Source organism: Microbacterium thalassium (assembly GCF_014208045.1).
Taxonomy (GTDB): domain Bacteria; phylum Actinomycetota; class Actinomycetes; order Actinomycetales; family Microbacteriaceae; genus Microbacterium; species Microbacterium thalassium.
In genome coordinates this window covers 164607-181175 of record NZ_JACHML010000001.1, presented here as the reverse complement: position 1 = coordinate 181175, position 16569 = coordinate 164607, and the positions used below count along the sequence as shown (strand labels likewise).

The 16569-nt window shown below is 72.1% G+C and carries 16 protein-coding genes; 11 read left to right on the top strand and 5 right to left on the bottom strand.

Annotation, left to right across the window (positions count from 1 at the left end; translation table 11 throughout):
- Together HD594_RS00865 and HD594_RS00860 are read right to left on the bottom strand one after the other, a co-directional pair.
- Window positions 1–750, bottom strand: a complete 750-nt coding sequence (locus HD594_RS00865) for an ABC transporter ATP-binding protein (RefSeq protein ID WP_184749138.1) — start codon at window positions 748–750, stop codon at window positions 1–3.
- Entirely contained in the window at window positions 747–1661 is a 915-nt protein-coding gene (locus HD594_RS00860; protein ID WP_184749137.1) for a hypothetical protein, read from the bottom strand. The genes HD594_RS00865 and HD594_RS00860 overlap by 4 nt, the downstream gene beginning before the upstream one ends.
- Before the next feature lie 197 nt (window positions 1662–1858).
- Here HD594_RS00860 and HD594_RS00855 point away from each other — a divergent pair, with 197 nt between their 5' ends.
- The 3 genes from HD594_RS00855 (at window position 1859) to HD594_RS00845 (ending at window position 5398) form a co-directional block, all read left to right on the top strand.
- Window positions 1859–3415: an SPFH domain-containing protein gene (locus HD594_RS00855; protein ID WP_184749136.1), complete on the top strand. Its 1557-nt coding sequence runs from the start codon at window positions 1859–1861 to the stop codon at window positions 3413–3415.
- Window positions 3416–3551: 136 nt separating this feature from the next.
- Complete coding sequence (locus HD594_RS00850) at window positions 3552–4277, top strand: response regulator transcription factor (RefSeq protein ID WP_184749135.1); 726 nt, start codon at window positions 3552–3554, stop codon at window positions 4275–4277.
- Window positions 4274–5398, top strand: a complete 1125-nt coding sequence (locus HD594_RS00845) for a sensor histidine kinase (RefSeq protein WP_184749134.1) — start codon at window positions 4274–4276, stop codon at window positions 5396–5398. Before HD594_RS00850 ends, HD594_RS00845 begins: the two co-directional genes overlap by 4 nt.
- A 95-nt stretch (window positions 5399–5493) precedes the next feature.
- Here the strand turns inward: HD594_RS00845 and HD594_RS00840 are convergent, their stop codons facing one another.
- From HD594_RS00840 to HD594_RS00830, 3 genes are all read right to left on the bottom strand, one after another.
- Entirely contained in the window at window positions 5494–6333 is an 840-nt protein-coding gene (locus HD594_RS00840) for a ferritin-like domain-containing protein (protein WP_184749133.1), read from the bottom strand.
- Between the two features lie 130 nt (window positions 6334–6463).
- Window positions 6464–6853, bottom strand: a complete 390-nt coding sequence (locus HD594_RS00835) for a TIGR03618 family F420-dependent PPOX class oxidoreductase (protein WP_184749132.1) — start codon at window positions 6851–6853, stop codon at window positions 6464–6466.
- Between the two features lie 46 nt (window positions 6854–6899).
- On the bottom strand, window positions 6900–7790 hold the full coding sequence (locus HD594_RS00830; RefSeq protein WP_184749131.1) for an aldo/keto reductase: 891 nt from the start codon (window positions 7788–7790) through the stop codon (window positions 6900–6902).
- A gap of 108 nt (window positions 7791–7898) precedes the next feature.
- On the opposite strand from HD594_RS00830, the gene HD594_RS00825 reads away from it, so the two are divergent.
- From HD594_RS00825 to HD594_RS00790, 8 genes are all read left to right on the top strand, one after another.
- Window positions 7899–9056: a DUF2235 domain-containing protein gene (locus HD594_RS00825; RefSeq protein ID WP_221446519.1), complete on the top strand. Its 1158-nt coding sequence runs from the start codon at window positions 7899–7901 to the stop codon at window positions 9054–9056.
- A 130-nt stretch (window positions 9057–9186) separates the two neighbouring features.
- Window positions 9187–9960 carry a hypothetical protein gene (locus tag HD594_RS00820; protein ID WP_184749129.1) on the top strand — a complete coding sequence of 258 codons (774 nt, stop codon included), beginning with the start codon at window positions 9187–9189 and terminating at the stop codon, window positions 9958–9960.
- A 228-nt stretch (window positions 9961–10188) separates the two neighbouring features.
- Window positions 10189–11181 (top strand): Fe2+-enterobactin ABC transporter substrate-binding protein, encoded by a 993-nt coding sequence (fepB, locus tag HD594_RS00815; RefSeq protein WP_184749128.1) that lies wholly within the window; start codon window positions 10189–10191, stop codon window positions 11179–11181.
- Window positions 11178–12239, top strand: a complete 1062-nt coding sequence (locus tag HD594_RS00810) for a FecCD family ABC transporter permease (protein ID WP_184749127.1) — start codon at window positions 11178–11180, stop codon at window positions 12237–12239. Before fepB ends, HD594_RS00810 begins: the two co-directional genes overlap by 4 nt.
- A gap of 8 nt (window positions 12240–12247) precedes the next feature.
- Window positions 12248–13318 (top strand): FecCD family ABC transporter permease, encoded by a 1071-nt coding sequence (locus tag HD594_RS00805; protein WP_184749126.1) that lies wholly within the window; start codon window positions 12248–12250, stop codon window positions 13316–13318.
- Window positions 13319–13349: 31 nt separating this feature from the next.
- Window positions 13350–14144: an ABC transporter ATP-binding protein gene (locus tag HD594_RS00800; RefSeq protein WP_184749125.1), complete on the top strand. Its 795-nt coding sequence runs from the start codon at window positions 13350–13352 to the stop codon at window positions 14142–14144.
- On the top strand, window positions 14141–15478 hold the full coding sequence (locus HD594_RS00795) for an enterochelin esterase domain-containing protein (protein ID WP_184749124.1): 1338 nt from the start codon (window positions 14141–14143) through the stop codon (window positions 15476–15478). Before HD594_RS00800 ends, HD594_RS00795 begins: the two co-directional genes overlap by 4 nt.
- Window positions 15475–16557, top strand: coding sequence for an LLM class flavin-dependent oxidoreductase (locus tag HD594_RS00790; RefSeq protein WP_184749123.1), 1083 nt, complete (start codon window positions 15475–15477; stop codon window positions 16555–16557). Before HD594_RS00795 ends, HD594_RS00790 begins: the two co-directional genes overlap by 4 nt.
- Window positions 16558–16569 lie beyond the last annotated feature (12 nt).

The window sequence follows — 16569 nt, the reverse complement described above, 5'->3', positions numbered from 1 at the left end:
TCAGTGCCCCATGAGCTTCATGCGGTCGAAGACGCGCTCGGCCGTCGGCTCGAGCATCTCGTCGACGATGGCGCCGTCCTCGAGGAACACGATCCGGTCCGAGTACGACGCCGCCACCGGATCATGGGTGACCATCACGATCGTCTGCCCGAAGTCGCGCACGGCGTGGCGCAGGAACGACAGCAGCTCGGCGCCCGAGCGCGAGTCGAGGTTTCCGCTGGGTTCGTCGGCGAAGACGATCTCGGGGCGGGCGACCAGGGCGCGCGCGACGGCGACGCGCTGCTGCTGGCCACCCGAGAGCTCGGCCGGCAGGTGCGTCAGACGGTCGCCCAGGCCGAGGATGCCGATCACCTCGTCGAACCACGCCGAGTCGACCTTCCGTCCCGCGATGTCCAGCGGCAGCGTGATGTTCTCGCGTGCCGTGAGCGACGGGATGAGATTGAACGCCTGGAACACGAATCCGATGCGGTCGCGGCGGATGTCGGTGATCGCGGCCTCGCTGAGCCCGGTGATCGTCTGCTCGGCGATCGTCGACGTCCCCGACGTCAGCCGGTCGAGCCCGGCGAGCGTGTGCAGCAGCGTCGACTTGCCCGATCCGGACGGGCCCATGATCGCGGTGAACTCTCCGCGCCGGATGTCGACGTCGATGCCGTCGAGCGCGCGGACCGTTGCGTGACCCTTGCCGTAGATCTTGACGCCGCCGCGCATCGTGGCGGCGAGCTCGGTCTGCGCGGCGGTGTCGAGCGTCATGCGGACGCCTCGGTGAGGGCGCGCACGGCGTCCACGAGCGCGTGCTCGTCGTGGATCGCGCTGGCTCGCGGGTAGCTGGTGGTCAGGAAGTGCTGGGCGTACGGGAAGCACGCGGCCTCGAAGGGCTCGTCGGCCCGGAATGCGGCCCCGAACGTGTTGCGAGCCACCTCGACCGCCTCCAGCGGCACGTGCAGAGCCCGGGCCATCTCGCCGGGATCGAAGATGAGCCCGAACGGCTCCGACCCCTCATGCATCAGCCGCCCGCCGTAGTCCACGCTGAGGTTCCCCTCGATCCACAGCCGCTGGTCGAGCGCGCGAGTGGCGCCCGCGGGGAGCGAGGCCGTGACCTCGAGCCGGTTGGGACGGTGGTCGCTGCGGACGTCGACGATGACCTCCCCGGTGTGCGACGTCGTGATGACCGCGCGGTCCGCCGTCGCTCCGGAGAACCCTTCACCCGGGTCGTAGTTGATCGTGTTGGACTCGTAGTCGCAGATGACCCACGTCATCATCCCGGTCCGCGTGTTCTCGGCGATCAGGTACAGCTCCACGCGCGCCCCCCAGAAGACCGAGGCGTGGACGTTGAAGGCCCCGAGGATCGCGCAGAGGCGGGGCGTCTCGCCGGCGAACATGGCGGCCGGGACCAGCCGGTAGCCCGGCGGAAGCAGCCGCGCCGCGGCATCCGGATCCACCACCTCGTAGGCCAGGAAGAAGGCGTACGGCTCGACCACGAACCCCATGTACTCCTCGCCGCGGGCGCCGGCGTGCGAGACGATCCACTCCTGCAGCCGCATCGGCATCCGGGCCAGCATCTCGGCGCGGCCGTAGAGACCCGCGACGTCCTTGGGCGAGACCTTCGCCTCGGTGTGCGCGATGAATCTGCGCAGTGCGGATGCGTCGATTCCGGGTCCCATGCCGACAGCGTAGACGGGCTGCGGAGGCGTGGGGCCCGCCGCGACCCAGGTCGATCGGGCGGCGGGCGGCCCGACATCTTCGCCTTCGCCGGAAGCGCCGCTGTCCACAGGCGGCTCAGCGCCCCGGGCGGACCTGGCAGGCTTGACACTGGCGTCCGTGCATCCGCTGGACGCCGCGCACCACGAGGGAGTCGTCCATGGAAGTCGCCGGGTTCTTCGGCATCCTGCTCATCATCGGCATCGCCGTCGCCGCGGCGGTCATCATCGGGCTGATCGTGCTGCTGGCCGCGCGCAGCTGGATCAAGGTCGCGCGGGCCGACGAGGCTCTCGTCATCTCGGGCCGCAAGCAGAAGGTCCAGCGCACCGTCCTCGAAGCCGACGGCTCGAGCCGCTCCGAGCTGACGGAGTCGCCGGTCACGGTCATCGTCAACGGCAAGTCGCTGGTGAACCCGATCACGCAGCGTCACGAGATCATCTCGCTGCGCTCGCGGCAGGTCTCGCTGAACGCCGAGGCGCAGTCGCTCGACAACGTCACCCTGAACGTCGACGGCGTCGCGATCGTCAAGATCGGCTCCGACCCGCTGTTCGTGCGCCGTGCGGCGGAACGCTTCGCGTCGCAGGACAAGGCGATCGAGCAGTTCACCACCGAGCAGCTCGAGGGCGCCCTCCGCGGCATCGTCGCGACCCTGTCGGTGGTCGAGCTCATGCGCGAGCGCAAGAAGTTCTCCGACCAGATCGCGGCGGATGTGTCGCAGGAGCTCGCCGAGCAGGGCCTGATCCTCGATTCGTTCCAGATCAAGGGCATCACCGACCTCGTCGGCTACATCCGCTCGCTCGGGGCCCCCGAGATCCAGGCCAAGCGCCAGGCGGCCGAGATCGCCCAGACGAACGCCGACCGCGCGATCAACCAGAAGATGATCGCCAACCAGGAGGCGAACCTGATCGAGCAGACGGCGCTCGACACCAACACCGCCAACGCGAACGCCGGCGTCGGCCGTGCTCGCGCCGAGGCCGAGCAGGCCGAGAACCTCGCCCGCGCGAAGGCCGAGCAGGCCGTCCTGCAGCAGCAGGCCGAGAACAAGCAGGCCCAGCTGGACGCCGACGTCAAGCGCGTCGCCGACGCGCAGCGGTACGAGGCCGAGACGCGCGCGCAGGCGGAGCTGTACACGCGCGAGCGGTCGGCCGAGGCCGCCGCGATCGAGCAGGTCAAGCAGGCCGAGGCGCGCACCCGCATCGCCGAGCAGCAGGCCGAGGCCGACAAGGCCCGCGCAGCCGGTGAGGCGACGGCCGCCGAGGCCAAGGCGACCGGTGAGGCGAGCGCCCTGCGTGCGCTCGCGGACGCCGAGGCGACGGCCCGGCGCCTGCGCGCCCAGGCCGAGGCCGAGGCGATCCGCGCCGAGGGCGAGGCCCGCGCGGCCGCGGTCGAGGCGGAGACTGAGGCGATCGCCTCGAACCAGGAGGCGTTCCTGTCGCAGCGCGTGCTGGAGGTGCTGCCGTCGATCATGGCCGAGTTCGCCAAGGGCTACTCGGCCATCGGCAGCGTCTCGATCATCGGCGGCGCCGGCGAGGACGGCGCGTCGGCGGTCGTCGGAGGCGACAGCGCGAAGGCCATGCGCTCGGTCTTCGACAGCGTCGAGGCGGCCACCGGCCTCGATCTCGCCGCGATCATCCAGGGTCAGGCGGTGGGACGCGGCCTCGGTGCGGGTATCGCCGAGACGGTCTCGCCGAACGGGGAGCGCTCGACCGCGCAGTGAGCCCCGCGGCGCCGTGATGCCGCGTCTCGCTGGGGGCGCGGCATCATGGCGTTCGACCCCCGTCGGCGCGGAGAGATCGGCGCGCTCGAGCCCGCGGGTACCGTAGGGGGAGATCGCAGGCGGAGGAGGTCGCCAGATGGCTCGCCGAGTGCTCGTGGTCGATGACGAGCGCGAGATCCGCACGGTGCTCCGGGCCTACCTCGAGGCCGACGGCAACGTGGTGTCCGAAGCGGACACGGGCGCGGAGGCGCTGAACCGCATCCTCGCCACCGACGGCACGGCGCCCGACCTCGTCCTGCTCGACATCCGCCTGCCGGATCTCGACGGACTCGAGGTGCTCCGCACGCTCCGTCGGACCTCCGACGTCTACGTCATCCTGGTCACGGCGCGCGCCGAGGAGGCCGACACCCTCATCGGGCTCGCCACCGGCGCCGACGACTACATCACGAAGCCGTTCAGCCCCCGCGAGGTCGCGGCGCGCGTGCGCACCGTGCTGCGCCGGATGCGCGACGACGCAGCTCCGCCAGGCGCCGCGGCGGACGACCACGTCCTGCGATTCGCGGGACTCACCCTCGACGAGCAGCGGCGCGAGCTCGTGGTCGACGGTCGCGAGATCATCCTGTCGACGCTCGAGTTCGATCTGCTCCACGCGCTTGCGGCCTCGCCCGGACGGGTGTTCTCGCGGGCGCAGCTGCTCGAAGAGGTCTGGGGCTACGACTTCTACGGCGACGAGCGCGTGGTCGACGTGCACATCCGCGGCGTCCGGCGCGCGCTCGGCGACGACGCCGCCGATCCGCGGATCATCGGCACCGTGCGCGGCGTCGGCTACAAGTTCCTGCTGCGCCCCGAGGAGGGCCGATGAATCGCCTGCGGACGCGCCTCGTGCTCTCCCACCTCGTCGTCGCGGTGCTCGGCGGACTCGCGACGTTCCTCGTCGTGCGCCTCCTAACCCCGCTGATCTTCGACCGGCAGATGGGGCTCGGCGGCGGCCAGGGCGGCCCGGGCACCGGCGGGCAGGGGTACCGGGAGCAGCTGAACGCCGAAGTGACGAATGCCGTGACGCAGGCGCTCGCGGTGGGCCTCGCCGTCGGCGTGCTCGCCGCCGCGGCGGCCGGCGTGTTCGCCGCCGCGCGCCTGGCGCGCCCGCTCCACGAGATGTCGGAGGCGACGCGGCGGATCGCCGCCGGAGACTACGAGGCGCGGGTGACGCCCCCGCGCGAGAGCGAACTGGCGGCTCTGGCCGAGGACGTCAACACGCTCGGCAGCGCGCTCGCCGAGACCGAGCAGCGGCGCACGCGGCTCCTCGGAGAGGTGGCCCACGAGATGCGCACGCCGCTGACGATCATCGACGGGCACGTGGAGGGCATGATCGACGGCATCCTGCCCGCCACGCCCGAGGAACTGGGCAAGGTCAGCGACGAGGCCCGGAGGCTGCGGCGCCTCTCCGACGATCTGTCCGCGCTCTCGCGCGCCGAGGAGGGGCGACTGGTCCTGGCCTCGGCGCCGGCCGATCTGCGCTCGGTGGTCTCCGGAGCCGCCGAGCGGCTGCGCAGCCAGGCCGATGACGCCGGCATCCGGCTCACGGTGAGCGCGGGGGAGCAGGCCGTTCCCGTGGACGTGGATGCCGACCGCATCGCAGAGGTCGTCACCAACCTCGTGGGCAATGCCATGCGCGCGACCGCTCGGGGTGGAGCGATCGACGTGCGCGTCGGCGCGGAGTCCGAAGGCGCTGTGGTCGCGGTCGCCGACACGGGGGAGGGGATCGCCCCCGAGGACCTCGAGCGGGTCTTCGAGCGCTTCTACCGGGTGCCCGGCAGGCGCGCCGACGGCAGCGGCTCGGGCATCGGGCTGACGATCGCCCGCGGCATCGTGCGGGCCCACGGCGGCGAGCTGACCGCACGCTCGGAGGGCCGTGGGCAGGGGGCGACGTTCACCGTTCGGATGCCGCTGCGCGCGGACGCCGCCTCCACGTCCGGCGAGTGACTGCGGTCGTCACGCCGGGAACCGACGCCGTCGTCACGACGCGAACGAGGCCGGCGGGATCTCGGTGATCCCAGCCGGCCTCGTGACCGAGCGGGCTACTGCATGAGGAGGCACTCGCCGTCGGCACGGGTGCTCACCGCGGCGCCGTTCGCGCTGCCCTGAGCGTTGCCGTTGCCGTTGCCGTTGCCGTTGCCGTTTCCTTGGGCGTGGCCGTTGCCGTTGCCGTTCCCTTGGGCGTTGCCGTTGCCGTTTCCTTGGGCGTGGCCGTTGCCGTTGCCGTTCCCTTGGGCGTTGCCGTTGCCCTGGGCGTTGCCGCCCATGCCCTGACCGTTGCCGGACCGGCCGCCCACCCCGGTGCCTCCGGCCGTCGTGCCGTCGGCGGCGGCGGTGAAGGCTGCGAGGTGGTTCTCGGAGCCGTTCAGGAGGTTCTCGAGCACCGCGTCGACGTCGTCGGGGAAGTCGGCGGCGAGCGCCGCTTCGAGGTCGTCGATGTCGGTCTCCTCGACGGTGATCCCGACCTCGTACGCGGCGGCGAGCGAGGTCTCGGCTTCGGCGAGCAGGTCGTCGTACATCGCCTGCAGCTCCTCGTCGACGAACGTGCCGGCGGACATCCCGTCGGACGGGTCGTCGATGTCGTAGCGCTCGAGCAGCACGCCGACGGCGTCGTAGTGGTGGTCTTCGCTGTTCGTGATGTTGCTGAACGGGCGAGCACCGTCGTACAGCTCGGCGATCGCGGCATAGAGATCGCGGGCGAGGCGCTCCTCGTCGCGCATGTATGCGAGCGTTTCGGCGAGATCGTCCTCGGCGGTGACGCTCGTGGCGATCGTGGTCGACGTCGGGGCCGCGGACGCGGCGACAGCGCCGGCTGTGGCCAGCCCGAGGGTGGCGAGGGCGCTCAGGCCGACGGCGCCGATCGTGCGTGTGGTGGTGTTCATCTGTCTCACCTCAAGTGGTTCTGGGGTTGTTCATGTCCCAGAGAACCCGGTGCCGATGAAGGCACTGAGGTGAGAAGTGTGAAGCGTTCGTGAAGATGCGCGTCGACGTGCTGGAAGCCGGCGGAAGCGCTCAGTCAACTCGCGCGATGAGCCCGGCCGAACCCAGGATGCGCTCGGGGGTCAGCCGGATCACGACACGACGAGGGTTCACCCGCGGCGGCCGGTAGCGGGCGGTGTAGAGGGCGACGGCCTGGGCGACGGCATCCGCGTCCCGTTCGATGACGGCGCGCCCCGCGATGCTCAGCCACGAGGGGCCGGCCACCTGTGCGACCGTCGCGCGGCCATCGCGCTCGATGTTGCGCACCTTCTGCGAGCCGTCGCTCGTGATGATCCGAACGATGCCGCCATCGACCGTGAAGCCGACTGCGACGGCATGGATGAGACCCGAGGGCGCCATCGTCGACAGGGTCGCGAGGTGCCGATCGGTGACGAAGGCGATCCCGGCGTCGGTCAGCTGCATGTCCCCATCCTCGCGGGCGTGGCGGGGCGTCGGCTCACTCGGTGCCTCACCGCTCGATGCCGACCGCGGCGTCGCAGCGGTCGAGCTCGTCCTCGGTCAACTGCAGGTCCGAGGCGCGGGCGGAGTCGGCGATCGATTCGGGCCGGCGGGCGCCGGGGATCGGGATGATGACGGGGCTGAGCGAGAGCTCCCACGCGAGCACGACCTGCTGCGGGCTCGCTCCGTGCACGTCGCCGATCTCGCGGAAGACGCCGAACCGTTCGCCGATGGAGCGGCCCCGTCCGCCCGTGCCGCCGAGCGGACTCCAGGGGAGGAACGCGACGCCGTGCTCTTCGCAGTAGCGCAGCTCGTCGTAGCTGCCGGGGTGGCAGGGCGAGAACTCGTTCTGCACGCTCGTGAGGTTGCCCTCGCCGAGCACCTGCCGCGCGATCTCGATCTCCTCGACGCTGGCGTTCGAGATGCCGATCCGGCGGATCAGCCCCTCGGCCTGCAGGGTCTTGAGATTCTCCATGATCTCGCCGTACACCATCCAGCGGTCGGGCCGGTGGTACTGGTACAGGTCGATGACGTCGACCCCGAGGTTGACGAGAGACCTCTGAGCAGCCGCGCGCAGATAGCCGAGCGAGCCGTCGCGCCCCCATGACTCGCCCTCGCCGCGGGTGATGCCGCCCTTGGTCGTCACGAGGATGCTCGAGGTGTCCCCCTCCCACGAGTTCAGGGCATCGCGGACGATCTGCTCGTTGTGTCCCATCCGTTCCCACGACGGCGCGTAGATGTCCGCGGTGTCGATGAGGGTCACGCCGGCGTCCAGCGCGGCGTGGACGGTGGCGATCGCGTCCTCGCGCGCCGGGTACTGCTGTTCGATGTTCATCGAGACAGGCATCGCCCCCAGCCCGATGGCCGAGACGGTGAAGGGGCCGAGTGAGCGGGTCTGCATGCGATCTCCTTGGTGATGCATCCGGGGATCCTTCCACCCTGTCATGGCTGTCGGCGAGCGAGGAGCCCGCTCTGGTGGGCCGGGATGGCGTCCGGCAGGATGGGCGCTGTGAAGCGCTTGGTGGTGTGCTGCGACGGGACCTGGAACAAGCCCGACAACAAGGACGTCACGAACGTCGCGAAGATCGCGCGCACGGTTCAGAACGACCCGGCGCCGGCGGGTGGCGTGTACCAGCTCGTCTACTACATCAGCGGGGTCGGTGGCGGCAGCTACGCGGCGGACCGCGTGCTCGGCGGCGCGTTCGGCTTCGGCCTCTCCCACAACGTGATCGCCTGCTACCGGTTCCTCGCGCAGAACTACGAGCCCGGCGACGAGATCTTCATCTTCGGGTTCAGCCGCGGCGCGTACACCGCCCGTTCTCTGGCCGGCATGATCGGGCGCGTGGGCCTGCTCACCGAGGAGTCGCTCGTCGAGGACAGACTCCGCGATGCGGTCCACATGTACCAGCGCAAGGAACTGCCCGAAGGCGCCTTCGGGGCGAGCGTCGAGGAGTTCAAGCACGACCACTGCCACGCGGCGAAGGTCCACTTCCTTGGGGTGTTCGACACCGTCGGCGCCCTGGGCGTCCCCGGCTTCCGGTGGCGGAGCCCGCGGTTCCACGACGTCCAACTGGGCGGGTCGGTGGTGCGCGCGCGCCAGGCGCTCGCGATCGACGAGACGCGGCTGATCTTCGCCCCCACCTTCTGGCAGATCCCCGACGATGCGCCGCCCGGCACCCCGACCGAGGACGAGCGCGTCAAGCAGGTGTGGTTCGAGGGCGCCCACTCCGACATCGGCGGCGGGTACAGCGAGACCGGCCTGTCGGACACCGCCCTGCTGTGGATGGTGCGCGAGGCGCACGAGGCTGGCCTGACATTCGACGCGCCCCTGCTCGAGCGCTACGTCAACAGCGGCTCCGACCCGATCCGGCACAATCCGCTGTCGTTCGGATTCCGCATCCACAACCTGGTGCTCACGCTGAAGATGAAGCTCGGCGCGCGCAAGCAGGCCGAGATGTTCGACCGCGGGCTGCGCCGCCTCGCCCATGAGCGGGCGCTGTCGGTGCGGATCGCCAGCAGCGCCGTCAACCACTATCAGGGCGGCGGCTACGAACCGGCGAACCTGGTCGACTTCGCCGAGGCGACGGGCGGGTTCTCGGGGATCTCCGAGCCGGTGACGGCGCTGCCCGAGAAGGGCGTCGACCTGGAGCGATTCGCGACGCCCTGATCTCGGACGCGCGTCGACCCCCCTTGCAGGGTGCCGCCAGCCCCGATACCGTCGCGCACATTCGAGCGCCCGCGTGCCCGACGGTGACCGGGCGCCATGCGGAGCACCACATGGATCAATGGGGAGAGTCATGTCGACACCCGATCAGCCCACGCCCGAGGACTCCACGCCCGGGGCGTCTGCACCCGATCAGCCCACGTCCGAGGCTCCCGCCTCGGGACCGCCGGCGCCCGAGCCGCCCGCGCCCGAGCCGCCCACCGTCGCGCAGCCGGCGCCGGAGCCGGCAGCGCCCGCTGCGCCTCCCGCTGCGCCTCCTGCCGCCGCTCCGCCTCCGGGCGAGGGCACCTTCGTCTCATCGCGGCGCGACCCCTCCACCGCGTGGAAGGTCATGACCGCCATCTTCGCCGTCACGACGGTGGGGTTCGCGATCTGGGCGATCGTCCTGTTCACGGGGGCGCAGAGCGACAGCGACTCGGCGGCTCAGGAGGTGGCCGCTCTCGAGCAGGAACGCGGTGACCTCACCGCGCAGGTCGCCGACCTCGAGGCGCAGAACGCCGACCTCGAGGAGCAGGCGGGGAAGCTGACGGAGGAGGCGGCGACAGCTCTCACCCAGGCCGTGGATGCGCTCGGGGTCGCCGCCGGCGAACTGAACGTCTCGGAGCAGCAGGTCACCGACGCCGCCGCCGCGCTGGAGTCCGCCGACACGGCTCTCGAGCAGGCCCAGGGCGACCTCGAGACGGCTCAGGCCGAGCGCGATCAGGCGCTCGCGGTCGCGGATCTGGCGAAGCTGTGCGCGGGAGGATCGATCGGCGCGATCGACCTCATCGCCCAGGACGACATCGACGGCGCGACCGCACTGCTCGAGACCGTGGCGCCCGCGTGCGAGGCGGCTTTCGGCGAGTAGAGCGCCGTCGAGACGCGGGTGGCCGCCGGTCGGCGGCCACCCGCAGAAGTGCCTGATCAGAGGGCGGATGCCGGCACAACCGCCGCCTCATGCCCCAGAGTGTTGCGCCATGAGGCTCGCGCGCGACGGCGCGTCTCGCGTTTGCGAAGTTAGGTAAGCCTTCCCTATATTTGTCGCTCGGATCCCTTGCACCTGAATGGGACCCCGACAATTCCGAAGGAGAAACCTGTGCGCTCCACCCTGCGCTCGACCGCTGCCGCGATCGTCGCCATCGCTGCTCTGGCCCTCGCCGGCTGTGCCGCCTCGGCCGCCGAGTCCACCGAGTCCGATGAGACCGCGACGACGACCGGCGACTGGCCCCGCGTCATCGAGCACGACGCCGGCACCACCGAGATCGCCGAGCAGCCGCTCGTGATCGTGTCGACCTCGGTCTCGCTGACCGGCTCGCTCCTCGCGATCGATGCGCCGCTGGCGGCGTCGGCGGCGACGTCGGTGAACCCGCTCACCGACGACCAGGGCTTCTTCACGCAGTGGGCGGATGTCGCCGCCGAGCGCGGCGTCGAGGTGCTCTACCCGAACCTCGAGCTCGACCTCGAGGCCATCGAGCTGTACGAGCCGGACCTCATCATCGGCTCCACGATCGGCGGCGACTCGACGCTCGAGGCGTACGAGCAGCTCAGCGAGATCGCCCCGACGGTCATGCTCAACTACGGCGCAGCGCCCTGGACCGAGCTCACCGAGATCCTCGGCGAGGCGACCGGTCTCGAGGCGAACGCCGCCGCCGTGGTCGAGACCTTCGACGCGTACGTCGCCGATCAGGCGGCCGAGATCGAGGTCCCCGACGGCGACTCGGCGCTCATCACGTACCAGGGCGCCGACGGCATCGGGCTGTTCATGCCCGAGAGCCCGCAGGGCGCCATCCTCGCCGACCTGGGCTTCGAGTACCTCGAGGTCCCGACCGAGCTCGCCTCGCAGACCCGCGCGGATGCCTCCTTCTTCACCGCCGAGAACACCCCGGTCGTGCTCGAGGACGTGCAGACGCTGTTCGCGATCCCCGTCGGCGGCGACCCCACCGAGGCCATCATCGCCGACCCGCTGCTGGCGAACCAGCCCGCGATCGCGAACGACGAGCTGTACATCGTGCCGGTGACCTCGTTCCGCCTCGACTACTACAGCGCCACCCTGCTCGTGGACTACCTGGTCGAGCAGTTCGGCGCGTGACCTCGGTCACCCCGGCACGCTCTCCGCTCCGGTCGGCCGCCACTCGGCGGGCGGCCGGAGCGTCGCGGCGCTTCGCGCTGCTGATCGCCGCCGCCGCGATCACGATCCTCGTGTGCGGTGTCGGCGGGCTCGCCCTGGGGTCGAGCGAGATCCCGGTCCCGGTCGTGATCGACGCCCTCACGGCGTACGACCCGGGCAACACCAGCCACGTGATCGTCGTCCACTCGCGCGTGCCGCGCGCGGTGCTCGCCATCCTCGTGGGACTCGCGCTCGGCCTCGCCGGCGCGATGATGCAGTCCATCACGCGCAACCCGCTCGCCGACCCGGGCCTGTTCGCCGTCAACGCCGGCGCTGCGGCCGCCGTCGTCACCGCGATCGCGGTCTTCGGCATCCTGGACCCCGCCGGGTACGTGTGGTTCGCCTTCGCGGGCGCCGCCGTCGCCGCCGTCGCCGTGTATCTCCTCGGCACCGCCCATCGCAGCGCCGCGACGCCGGCACGCATGGCGCTCGCGGGAGCGGCGATCTCGGTCGCCGTCGCGGCGGCCACCGATCTCGTGCTGCTCAGCAACGAGACGCTGTTCTTCCAGTTCCGGTACTGGTCCGTCGGCTCCCTGCAGGGGCGCGGCCTCGATGTCGCGGCGATGATCGCGCCGTTCGTCGCGGTCGGCGTCGTCCTCAGCATCCTGCTCGTGCGTCCGCTGAACGCGATGGCGATGGGCGACGACATCGCCCGAGGCGTCGGCTCGCGCCCCGCGCTCACGCGCGCGGGAGCCGCGATCGCGGTCGTCCTGCTCGCCGGCGCGGCGACCGCCGCGGCGGGCCCCATCGCGTTCGTGGGACTGGCCGCGCCGCACATCGTGCGCATGGCGGTCGGCGGCGACCACCGCTTCCTGCTCCCGGGGGTGCTCGCCGTCGCCCCGGCCTTCCTGCTGCTGGCCGACGTGCTCGGCCGCTGGATCGTCGCGCCGGCCGAGCTTCAGACCGGCATCGCCGCCGCCATCCTGGGCGGTCCGATCTTCGTCGCCCTGGTGCGCTCTCGACGGCTGGCGGCGCTGTGACCGCGACCATGACCCCGACCCCGTCGCGCACGCCGTCCCCCCTGGGCCGTCGCTCGATCACCGGCGCATGGGTGGTGTCGGCCGGACCGATCACCGTCCGCATCCGTCCCCGCTCGTTCTGGGTCGGGATCGCCGCGATCGCCGTGCTCCTCGCCGCCGGCCTCGTCACGCTGACCCACGGCACCCTCGCGCTCTCGCCTGCCGAGGTCGTCGCCGCGCTGTTCGGGCAGGGCGAGGCCCCGGCGGTGCGCACCGTGCAGGGCCGCCGGCTGCCGCGCCTCATCACGGCCGCGACGGTCGGCGGCGCGCTCGGCATCGCCGGAGCGGTGTTCCAGAGCGTGTCGCGCAACGCGCTCGGCTCGCCCGACATCATCGGGTTCACCAGCGGCGCCGCCGCCGGCGCCGTCATCCAGGTGACCGTGTTCGGGGGAGACGTCGTCGCGACCGCCCTCTCGGCCATCGCCGGAGGACTCGTCACGGCGCTCTTGGTCTACGGGCTCGCACGTCGCGGCGGCATCACCGGAGGGCTCCGCCTCGTGCTCGTCGGCATCGGCGTCGGCGCGATCGCCTCGGCGATCACCGCGCTGTTCGTGGTGCGTGCCGAGCTCGACCGCGCCGTCAGCGCCCAGCAGTGGCTCGCCGGGTCGCTGCTCGGCCGCGGCTGGCCGCACGCGTGGAGCGTCACCGTGGCGGTGCTCGTGCTGATCGTCCCGATCGTGATCGTCGCGCGCCGCCTGACCCTCATCGAGATGGGCGACGACCTCGCCGGCTCGATCGGCGTCCGCGTCGAGCGCACGCGCTTCATCGCGGTCATCCTCGGCGTTCTGCTGACGGGCGTCGCCGTGGCCGCGACCGGTCCGATCGCCTTCATCGCGCTGGCGGCCCCGCAGATCGTCGGGCGGCTGGTCCGCAGCGGCGGCGTCCACGTCCTCACCTCCGCCCTGCTGGGGGCGATCCTGCTGGTGACGGCCGACCTGCTGTCGCAGGCCGTCGACATCGGCCTGCGCACCCCCGTCGGCACCGTGACCGCGCTGCTCGGCGGCGTCTACCTCGTCTGGATGCTCGCGCGACGCGCGTGAGCGGGCGACCCCAACCCCAGGAGAACACCTCATGACCTCCACGCTCACCGCCGACGCCGTCACGCTCGGCTACGGTCCGCGCGTCATCGTCGAGGACCTGTCCTTCGACGTCCCCGACGGCGGGTTCACCATCGTGATCGGACCCAACGCGTGCGGCAAGTCCACACTGCTGCGCTCGCTGGGGCGGATGCTGGCGCCGTCCAGCGGCCGCGTCCTGCTCGACGGGAAGAGCATCCACCGGATGCCGACGAAGGAGGTCGCGCGCGAAGTCGGCCTGCTGCCGCAGTCGCCGATCGCCCCCGACGCCATCACCGTCGCCGACCTCGTCGCGCGCGGCCGGTACCCGCACCAGCATCTGCTGCGTCAGTGGTCGGCCGCCGACGAGGATGCCGTCGCCCGCGCGCTCGACGAAGTCGACATGCTCCACGCCGCCGACCGCTACGTCGACGAACTGTCGGGCGGTCAGCGTCAGCGCGTGTGGATCGCGATGACCCTGGCGCAGCAGACCCCGGTGATCCTGCTCGACGAGCCGACGACCTACCTCGACATCTCGCACCAGATCGACGTGCTCGACCTGTGCGCGCGTCTGCACGAGTCGGGCCGCACGCTCGTCGCGGTGCTGCACGACCTGAACCTCGCCGCCCGCTACGCGACCCACATGGTCGCGATGCGCGCCGGCGCCATCGTCGCCCAGGGCTCGCCGCACGACGTCGTGACCCCCGACCTGCTGCGCGACGTGTTCGACCTCGACGCGCGCGTCATCGCAGACCCCGAGAACGGCCGGCCGCTCGTCATCCCGCGCGACCGGCGGACGGGCGAGGCATGAACCCGTTCACCACGCCGCCGTCCGAGGCGGGACCGCGCCGCCGGGCCGTTCCCCCGCACGCCGCGCGCTCGGCCGGGCTCTCGCGGGGCGAGTCGCCGGCGGTGCAGGCACTCGCCGCGGATCCCACCCCGGCCGCGATCGAGGCGTTCTGGGACCGCGTCGTCGCCGTAGGAACGCCCCTGGTCGAGGGCGACGGTCCGCTGCGGGACTACACCTTCGTGCACCGGGGCGAGGCGAGACGCGTCGCTCTCATCATCAACAAGCTCGTCGACGACACCACGCTCGCCGACGCCCTGCTCCGCCGGGTGCCCGGCACCGACGTCTGGGCGCTGACCGTCCGTCTCGGCGCCGGCTGGCGGGGCACCTACGCGCTCGCCGTCGACGACGGCACCGCGCTCGCCCTGACGGATGCCGAACTCGCCGAGCTCGACGTCCGCCGCGGCCGATCGCTGTCGGTGGCGGGCGCCTCGCGGCATCCGTCCCTCCACGCCTGGTACGACCTGCTGCGGATGAGTCGCCCCGACCCTCATGCGACCGGTCGCAGCCTGCTCGGCTCCGCGGCGGCGGGTCCCGAAGCTCCGCCCGAGTGGCGGATGCCGACGCGGCCGTCGCCGGGGCGCGTGATCGGTGCGCCGCATCCACGCCGCGCCGCGCGGTGGCATGTGCCGGACCTCGATCCGGGGCCGGAGGGGTGGGACGTCCTGGTCCTCCTCGACGGCGACCGCTGGCTGGACGACGACCCCGGCCTGCTCGACGCCTGGGCCGCTGCCGGCGTCGTGCCGCCCACCGCGACGCTGGTGCTCGGCCACGGGGCCCTCGAGGCGCGCGTCGCCGACCTCACGTGCAACCCCGGACTGATCGCCGACATCGTCGAGCTCATCGACGCCGCGCCGGGCGTACTCGGCGCTCCGGTCGCGGCGACCGCCGACCGCACCACGATCGCGGGGCAGTCGCTCGGCGGCCTCACGGCCCTCTATGCGCAGTGCCTCGAACCCGGTCGGTTCGGCGCCTCGGTGTGCCAGTCCGGTTCGTTCTGGTGGCCGAATCCGCAGGGCGGCGAGCCCGCGGAATGGCTCAGCCGCACGATCGACGAGAGCGCGACGCGGCTGGGGCGGGTGCATCTGGAGGTCGGGACGAACGAGTGGGTGCTGCTCGACCCGACGCGCCGACTGCGCGACGTCCTCGCCGGACGGTGCGACCACCTCGCCTACGTCGAGTTCGACGGTGGGCACGACCCTGCCTGCTGGGCGGCCGGGCTCCCTCACGCGCTGCACCGCGTGACGCAGCACCGCGCCGCCGGCGGCGCGCCCTCCCTGCGCGAGGCTGCCGCATGACGACCACCGCTCCGGATGCTCCGTCCCACCTGACCGTCGGCTTCGCTCTGTCGCCGACATGGCTGCGCGCCGGAAGCTGGCGGCGAGACGACAGCCGCGCCGAGGAGCTGTTCGCCTTCTCGTTCCACCGCGACGCGGCCCGCGCGGCGGAAGACGCCGGCGTGGCGTTCCTGTTCCTGCCGGACGCGCTGACGCTGGACCCCGCGAACATCTCGCGCGCGCCCGGCTTCAGCGGACTGGATTCGCTCATGCTGCTGTCGGCGCTGTCGACCGCGACCCGGTCGGCGACCCTCGTCCCGACGGTGTCGGCGACGTTCCACCCGCCGTATCTGATCGCGCGGCAGCTGCAGACGCTCAATGCGCTCAGCGGCGGGCGCATGGGGTGGAACGTGGTCACGTCGCTCGGCGGGCAGGAGAACTTCGAGACGCCGGCGCCCGACCGGTCCGAGCTGTACGCCCGGGCCGCGGACGTGATCGGCCTGGTCGAGTCGCTGTGGCGCAGCTATCCCCGCGAGGCGCTGGTGATCGATCGGGAGTCCGGCGTGTTCGCCGACGCCGAGCGCGTCGCGCCGATCGTCGATCCTCCGCTGCCGGTCGCGGGCCCCCTCGGCGTCCCCGCGCCGACCGACGCGCGGCCGCCCCTGCTGACCGCGGGCGGATCGCCGGCCGCCTTCGACCTTGCCGCCCGGTGGGCCGACGGCTTCTTCGCGGCGGCGGCGGACCCCGACGCAGCAGCGACCTCCCTGCGGCGGACGCTACGCGACCGCGCGGTCCACCACGGGCGGAGCGCGGATGCCGTCCGTGCGCTGCCCGGGCTGAGTATGTACATCGCCGATACGCGCGCCGAGGCCGACGCTCTCGCCGGCGACGACGGGACGGGCGCACGCCACTGGACGGTGCGCGGGACGCCGCGCGACGTCGTCGACGAGGTGCTCCGGCGTCGCGACGCCGGCGGCATCGACGGGTTCATCGCCCTGCCCGGCGGATCGTGGCGGTCGCTCGAGCTGTTCTGCACCGAGGTGATGCCCGCGCTGCGGAGCGAGTCCGGCATGTCCCCGCTGTCCGCGGACCTGCGCTGACGCGCCGATCAG